Source organism: Paracoccus sp. (in: a-proteobacteria) (assembly GCF_047973135.1).
In the GTDB taxonomy this organism is placed as follows: Bacteria; Pseudomonadota; Alphaproteobacteria; order Rhodobacterales; family Rhodobacteraceae; genus Paracoccus.
Genome location: NZ_JBKEBL010000176.1, coordinates 1 through 6,341, shown reverse-complemented (window position 1 = coordinate 6,341; position 6,341 = coordinate 1). Strand labels below are relative to the sequence as shown.

General features: G+C 60.8%; 6 protein-coding genes and 1 tRNA gene. 2 read left to right on the top strand and 5 right to left on the bottom strand.

Annotation, left to right across the window (positions count from 1 at the left end):
* The 5 genes from ACK5L9_RS13665 to ACK5L9_RS13645 all read right to left on the bottom strand — a co-directional run.
* A partial coding sequence (locus ACK5L9_RS13665; RefSeq protein WP_416912019.1) for an LUD domain-containing protein occupies positions 1-984 on the bottom strand: 984 nt, incomplete at its 3' end.
* Complete coding sequence (locus ACK5L9_RS13660) at positions 981-1,754, bottom strand: (Fe-S)-binding protein (RefSeq protein ID WP_416912018.1); 774 nt, start codon at positions 1,752-1,754, stop codon at positions 981-983. The genes ACK5L9_RS13660 and ACK5L9_RS13665, both read right to left, overlap by 4 nt.
* A gap of 54 nt (positions 1,755-1,808) precedes the next feature.
* A complete protein-coding gene (locus tag ACK5L9_RS13655; protein ID WP_416912017.1) occupies positions 1,809-2,108 on the bottom strand; it encodes a putative quinol monooxygenase in 300 nt (99 codons plus the stop codon).
* Positions 2,105-2,266, bottom strand: a complete 162-nt coding sequence (locus tag ACK5L9_RS13650; RefSeq protein ID WP_416912016.1) for a hypothetical protein — start codon at positions 2,264-2,266, stop codon at positions 2,105-2,107. Before ACK5L9_RS13650 ends, ACK5L9_RS13655 begins: the two co-directional genes overlap by 4 nt.
* A gap of 24 nt (positions 2,267-2,290) precedes the next feature.
* Positions 2,291-4,426, bottom strand: a complete 2,136-nt coding sequence (locus ACK5L9_RS13645) for a Hint domain-containing protein (protein WP_416912015.1) — start codon at positions 4,424-4,426, stop codon at positions 2,291-2,293.
* A gap of 404 nt (positions 4,427-4,830) precedes the next feature.
* Here ACK5L9_RS13645 and ACK5L9_RS13640 point away from each other — a divergent pair, with 404 nt between their 5' ends.
* Positions 4,831-5,853, top strand: a complete 1,023-nt coding sequence (locus ACK5L9_RS13640) for an aspartate-semialdehyde dehydrogenase (protein WP_416912014.1) — start codon at positions 4,831-4,833, stop codon at positions 5,851-5,853.
* Between the two features lie 268 nt (positions 5,854-6,121).
* Positions 6,122-6,198, top strand: a tRNA-Arg gene (locus ACK5L9_RS13635).
* The last annotated feature ends 143 nt before the right edge of the window (positions 6,199-6,341 follow it).

Sequence of the window (6,341 nt, the reverse complement as noted above, 5' to 3'; positions counted from 1 at the left end):
GCCGATCTGGCGATAGACCACGCAGTGATTCATGCAGGCCCCGCAACGGATGCAGCGCAGCATCTCGCGGAACTCATCCGCCAGCATATTCGTGCGGCCATTATCGACCAGCACGATATGCATTTCCTCGGGGCCATCCGCATCGCCTGCCCGCTTTGGCCCGCAATGAAAGGTCGTGTACTGGGTCAGCTCGCCCCCGGTCGCGGATCGCACCAGAAGCCGCAGCAGCGCGACGGCATGCGCGGTCGAGGGCACGATCTTTTCGATCCCTGCCGTCACGATATGGATGCGTGGCGGGGTGGTGGTCAGTTCGGCATTGCCCTCGTTGGTGACGGTGCAGGTCGCGCCGGTATCGGCGACCAGAAAATTCGCCCCGGAAATGCCCACATCCGCCGCAAGGAATTTGGTGCGCAACTGGGTGCGCGCGCTTTGCACCATGCTGGCCGGATCCTCGGCGGCGGGGGGCGGGGTGTGGCCCGCCTTGAACAGGTCCGCCACCTGTTCACGGGTGCGGTGCATGGCCGGCCAGATGATATGCGAGGGGGCCTCGCCAGCCAACTGGATGATATGTTCGGCCAGATCGGTCTCGACCCGCTCGATCCCGGCATCGGCAAGGGCATGCGGCAGGCCGATTTCCTCGCCCAGCATGGATTTCGAGCGCGTGACCAGCTTTGCCTTCGCCTCAAGGCAGATGCGGGTGACGATGGCACGGGCCTCGACATCATCTGCCGCCCAGTGGACCTGCGCGCCCGAGGTGGTGGCGTTCCTTTCGAACTGTTCCAGATAATGACCCAGATTGGCGATCACATGATCCTTGATCGCGCGGCCGCGCGCGCGCGCCGCCTCGAATTCGGGGAACGCCTCGATGGCGGCGGCGCGCTTGCGTTCCGCCGTGCCGGTGGTGCGGTCGATGGCTGTTTTCAGCGTCCTGTCGGCCAGCGAGTCATCGGCGCGGGCATTGAAGGGCAGTTGCGGCGCGTTCATGGCTTGCACTCTTCGACGATGGCGGGGCCATCGGCCATGCCCGCCAGCACCTCGATGGTGTGGAAACAGCGGGTCTTCGCGCCGCGCCGGTGCAGCTTGCCCGCCATGTTCATCAGGCATCCCAGATCGCCCGCCAGCAGCAGGTCAGCGCCGGTCTTTTCGATGGCCTCGGCCTTTTCGGTGACGATCCCGTTCGAAATCGCCGGGTATTTCACGCAGAAGGTGCCACCGAAACCGCAGCAGGTATCGCTGCCTTCCAGCGGGCGCATCTCCAGCCCCGCGATTTCGGCCAACAGCGCGCGCGGCTGCGCCGCCACGCCCAGTTCGCGCAACCCCGAGCAACTGTCGTGATAGGTGGCGCTGGCGTGCAACTGCCGTCCCTTGGGCAGAAAGCCCATGACATCGACCAGAAAGCTGGTGATTTCGTGGGTTTTCGCGGCCAGCGCGGCGGCGCGCGGTCCCCATTCGGGATCATCGGCCAGAAGTTCGGGATAGCCGTGCCGGATCGTTCCCGCGCAGGAACCCGAGGGCAGAACGACGTAATCATAAGGCTCCATCGCGGCGATGGTCTGCCGCGCCAGCGCCGCCGTCGCCCCGTCATCGCCGCTGTTGAATGCGGGCTGGCCGCAGCAGGTCTGCGCCTGCGGCACCTCGACCACGCAGCCGGCCTCTTGCAAAAGCCGGATCGCGGCAAAGCCGATTTGCGGACGGATGGCATCGACAAGGCAGGTCACGAACAGACCGACGCGAGGGCTTGGCTTTCCGGGCATGATGTTCTCGGTTCATTGCAGGGCCACAGCATCACCCAAACCGAACGGTGTCAATCACCCCTCGCAAACAAGGGTGCAGCGGGTGATGGATTTCGTCTCGATCAGTCCCGCGCTTGCGGCGTCAAACCGGTGAAAATGCGGGCTTTGAAGGTGCTGCCCGAAGGCTTCTTCGCTGTCATAGATTTCATACAGCAGCACACGGTCCGGCTGATCGGGTAATTCCATCACGTCAAAACGCTGGCATCCGGGTTCGTCGGCGACCGACGATCTGGCATTCGCGTCGATCAGCGGACGAAACGCGGCAAGCGATCCGGGCTTGAGGTGAAAGTCGGCGATGATGGCAAATTTCGTCATCCTGTTTCCTTTTCATCTCGATCTTTCAGGAAGCGCAGCCCGTCATTGCGGACCAACCGCGCCTTGTCCGTCACATTCTTAAACGACATTCCCGGAAAAAACACATGTTTGATCGACCCGGCATCCGGCAGCGCCGCCTGCCCGGTGGCAGGATCCATGCCCGCATGGACGTGGCGGGGCGATCAGTGGATGCGGTCGTGACGGCCGGGCGCATCCTTGCGCGAATACTGAACCATCGCGACGAAATCGCTGATCGTGCTGAACACGCGCGAATCGTCCGAACTGCACAGCGCCCTGCGATTCTGCATGTGGCGGCTGACAAGGTTCCTTGCCGGTTTGCCCTCGGCCAGCGTGCGTGCCGGATAAAGCGGCAATTCGCCGTTCATAAGTTCGGGGAACAGTTCGAAAATCTCTTGCAGGGCACTGGCGGGGACGGCCTTGATCGCCTCGGGGCCGGTAAACAGCGATTCCGCCTCGGCACCATCGGCAAAGACAATCTCGTGGCAGTCGAACAGGAAATGATAATAATCGACGCCGTCGCATTCGGCCATCTGTTCGATGCCGGGAATACCGATCAGCCGTTTCGCGGCGATCAGCACCTCCCATTCGCCAAAGATGCGCTGCGCGATGGCGGACCGGACAAGGATGCGGTGCTGCGGCGACACGACCAGATCGCGTGACGGCGTGTTCGGCCCAAGGGCACCGCGGGCGATGCGGATCGGCATCAGATGCGGACGCAGCCGCAACTGGCGGGCGCTGACATGCTGCTTGCCGATCCATGCGATAGGCTTGATCCCCCGGTCGCGGGTGACGATCATGTCGCCCTTTTTCAGCTTTTCGACAGGTACCTCGCCCCGAGCCGTCAGGATCATCGTCCCGGCAGCAAAGCACAGCGGGCTGGAGCCAAAGGAAGACACTGCCACCCTCAGGGGCGCATATCCGGTCGCGTCGCTGGCCGAGGCGTCCACCCGTTCGATCATGAACATCTTGCCGGCCACGGTGGTCAGCGACACATAGCCGTCAGCGCGCTGGTCCACGGCGGCAAAAGACGACGTATCTGTGCCCTGGCTGATGATCGAATAGTTCGAGGCGTCAAGAATGATCGTATGCGGGTAGGCGTCGGTCCAGGCGAGTTGCGAGGTGATATAGATCTTGCCATCCGCCCAGGCGATGTTCGCGTCGGGGCTGATCTGGCCAAGGCTGCCGGTGCCCGTCACAAGGCCGACACCGGGGCCGTCCTTGAAGACGACGCTGTCGCCGTTCGGACTGAGGACCATGATCCCGCCATTGCCGTTGGTTGTTGCGGTCGCACCACCTGACATAAAGATGTTATGCGTGTTCGGATCCAGCCTGACGTTCTGCAACAGGTAGCTGGCGTTGTTCGGATCTCCCGCGACCACGGGAAAGCTGGGACCGGCGGTTCCGTCACCATAAGTCGTCGTCCCGGTGGTCAGGTTGAAGGTCGTCCGCAGCGTCTGGCCATTCGCATCGTACTGGATATTGCCCTGCGCATCCAGGTCGAACACCGTCAACTGGTCGTCGTGGTTGTTCGAAGAAGAGGCACCGGCCATCAGCATCTTCAGCCCGTCCGAGGTCTTGATGACCTTTATCGACTGTTCGTTGTCGATCGTCTGATAATACAGGCCGGTTTTGGCCTGCCATTGCGCCAGTGTCAGCCCGTTCACACCGACCGTCAGTTCCGAACTGTTGTTCGCCGATGTCACCAGATCCCATTTTTCGGTCGTGGTGTTCCAGTGCATCTTGGAATAGAAATGGCCGCTGACGTCAAAGCCATAGCCGCCGGCAGTCCACATGTATTTCTCGCCATCGCCGCCCGTGAACTCGGAAAACGTCAACGCCCCTGTCGTTTCCGGGTTTCCGATATTGGTCAGCGAGGTGAAATTCTGGTCGTATTGCTGCGCGATGGGGGTCCATTGACCCGTGGCCGTGTCCAGCTTGTAGGTGACGTCACCGGTCTCGTATCCGGCGACGGTGGTTGCGTCTGCCGAGTTCGCATTCCAGGATTTGAAGAAATACAGATTTCCGTTCGACTGGAATATCTCGCCCTTGTGATACCCCTGATCCGGAGTGGTATAGATATACGCCGAGGTTTTCAGCGTCAGCGCCCCGGTATTGGCGTCCATCGTAAAGAACTCGACGCCCCTGTTACCGGTCGAGATAACGATATCCGTCAAGACGCCGTTGATGGTGAATTGCGTATGCTGAACGTTCCCGTACGCGCCGGTATTACCAGCCGTCGTGGATGTCGCCATCCCGAACAGATTCGTGGCGTCTTCGTTCAAACCCGATCCGGCCATGACTTCACATCTCCGTTTTCAATCGCGCAGGACATGCGCAGTCAGTCACCAGCACTCAGGCCCTCATGGCCCGGCTGATCGCGGTATCCCGCTTATTTCGATAAATTCTGGCCATGCCCCTGCATGGCGGCCTGGGGTCAGTACGCTACGCGACCCCGTACCCCGACTCCACTTCTCATCACGCGTCGTTGTGAATACCTCACGCGCGGATAAAAGCGCAGCCATTATAAAAGATCGTCACCGGAACCTTGGCATAGACGCCGCATCCGATCCGGCCAAATACCCTATCCAAAAGCATGCCCGAACGGTCAAAAATACAAGAATCACCGCCGAAAGGCCTGGTCTTTCATCCCGCACGTCTTTGCGCTAAATGCCATCTGCCGCAGGAACAGGAGGCCCCGGATATGGGCTATAGGGTCGTCGTCGCCGGAGCCACGGGCAATGTGGGCCGCGAAATGCTGAACATTCTGGCCGAGCGCGAATTTCCGGTCGATGAGATCGCCGCCCTCGCCTCGCGACGGTCACTGGGAACCGAGGTCAGCTTTGGCGACCGGACCCTGAAATGCCGCGACATCGAGGGGTTCGACTTTGCCGGCTGGGACATCGCCCTGTTCGCCATCGGATCAAAGGCCACGAAACAGCACGCCCCCGCCGCCGCAAGGGCCGGATGCGTGGTGATCGATAACAGCTCGCTCTATCGCTATGATCCGGCGGTGCCGCTGATCGTCCCCGAGGTCAACCCCGACGCGATCGCGGGCTATGCGAAAAAGAACATCATCGCCAATCCCAACTGCTCGACCGCGCAGATGGTCGTGGCGCTGAAACCGCTGCATGACCGCGCCCGAATCAGGCGTGTGGTCGTCTCGACCTATCAATCGGTCAGCGGCGCGGGCAAGCAGGCCATGGACGAGCTGTGGGACCAGACCAAAGGCATGTATGTGCCGGGGCAAGAGGTCGAACCAAAGGTCTTTCCCCGTCAGATCGCCTTCAATGTGATCCCCCAGATCGACGACTTCATGGAGGACGGCGCCACCCGCGAGGAATGGAAGATGGTCGCCGAAACCAAGAAAATCCTCGGCCCGTCGATCAAGATCACGGCCACCTGCGTGCGCGTGCCCGTCTTTGTCGGCCATTCCGAGGCGATCAATATCGAAACCGAGGATTTTCTGGACGAGGACGAGGCCCGCGACATCCTGCGCGAAGCCCCCGGCATCCTTGTCATCGACAAGCGCGAACCCGGCGGCTATGTCACCCCGGTGGAGTGCGTGGGCGACTTCGCCACATTCATCAGCCGCATCCGCCAGGATTCGACCGTGGAAAACGGCCTGAATCTGTGGTGCGTCAGCGACAACCTGCGCAAGGGCGCCGCCCTGAACGCCGTCCAGATCGCCGAATTGTTGGGCAACAGGATGCTGAAGAAGGGTTGAAAAGGGCCGAAAATCCACCGATTCCGCCACCCCCGAACCGATTTCCCCATTGCACAGCCCCGACACGGCAGCTATTCAAGACTTGGAACGCACCCGTAGCTCAGCTGGATAGAGCGCTGCCCTCCGAAGGTTGCTGTCAAGTCTGGCGATGGCTGCTGGTGTTGGAAGAAGGAAGTGATTAAACAACGGCTTGGGCGAATGTCGGGTTCGCTCTTCAAGAGGCCGAAATACTCGCGTAAGCATGGCGTAAGCACCTCGCGAACGGTATGCACCCGTAGCTCAGCTGGATAGAGCGCTGCCCTCCGAAGGCAGAGGCCAGAGGTTCGAATCCTCTCGGGTGCGCCATTTTTCTAGAAATATCAATACCTTGTAAATCCACGCCTCCCGGCAGACGCTGCTTACGCGGTGAATTCGCGTAAGCAGAAATAGTAATTTTACTTTCTGGAACAATGTCTTGTCCTTGATTCTGCCTAGCCGTTATCTCGGGC

Coding starts and splice junctions, on each gene's coding strand:
- ACK5L9_RS13660 (WP_416912018.1), bottom strand. CDS start 1,754: ATGCCCGGAAAGCCAAGCCCTCGCGTCGGTCTGTTCGTGACCTGCCTT.
- ACK5L9_RS13655 (WP_416912017.1), bottom strand. CDS start 2,108: ATGACGAAATTTGCCATCATCGCCGACTTTCACCTCAAGCCCGGATCG.
- ACK5L9_RS13650 (WP_416912016.1), bottom strand. CDS start 2,266: ATGGATCCTGCCACCGGGCAGGCGGCGCTGCCGGATGCCGGGTCGATC.
- ACK5L9_RS13645 (WP_416912015.1), bottom strand. CDS start 4,426: ATGGCCGGATCGGGTTTGAACGAAGACGCCACGAATCTGTTCGGGATG.
- ACK5L9_RS13640 (WP_416912014.1), top strand. CDS start 4,831: ATGGGCTATAGGGTCGTCGTCGCCGGAGCCACGGGCAATGTGGGCCGC.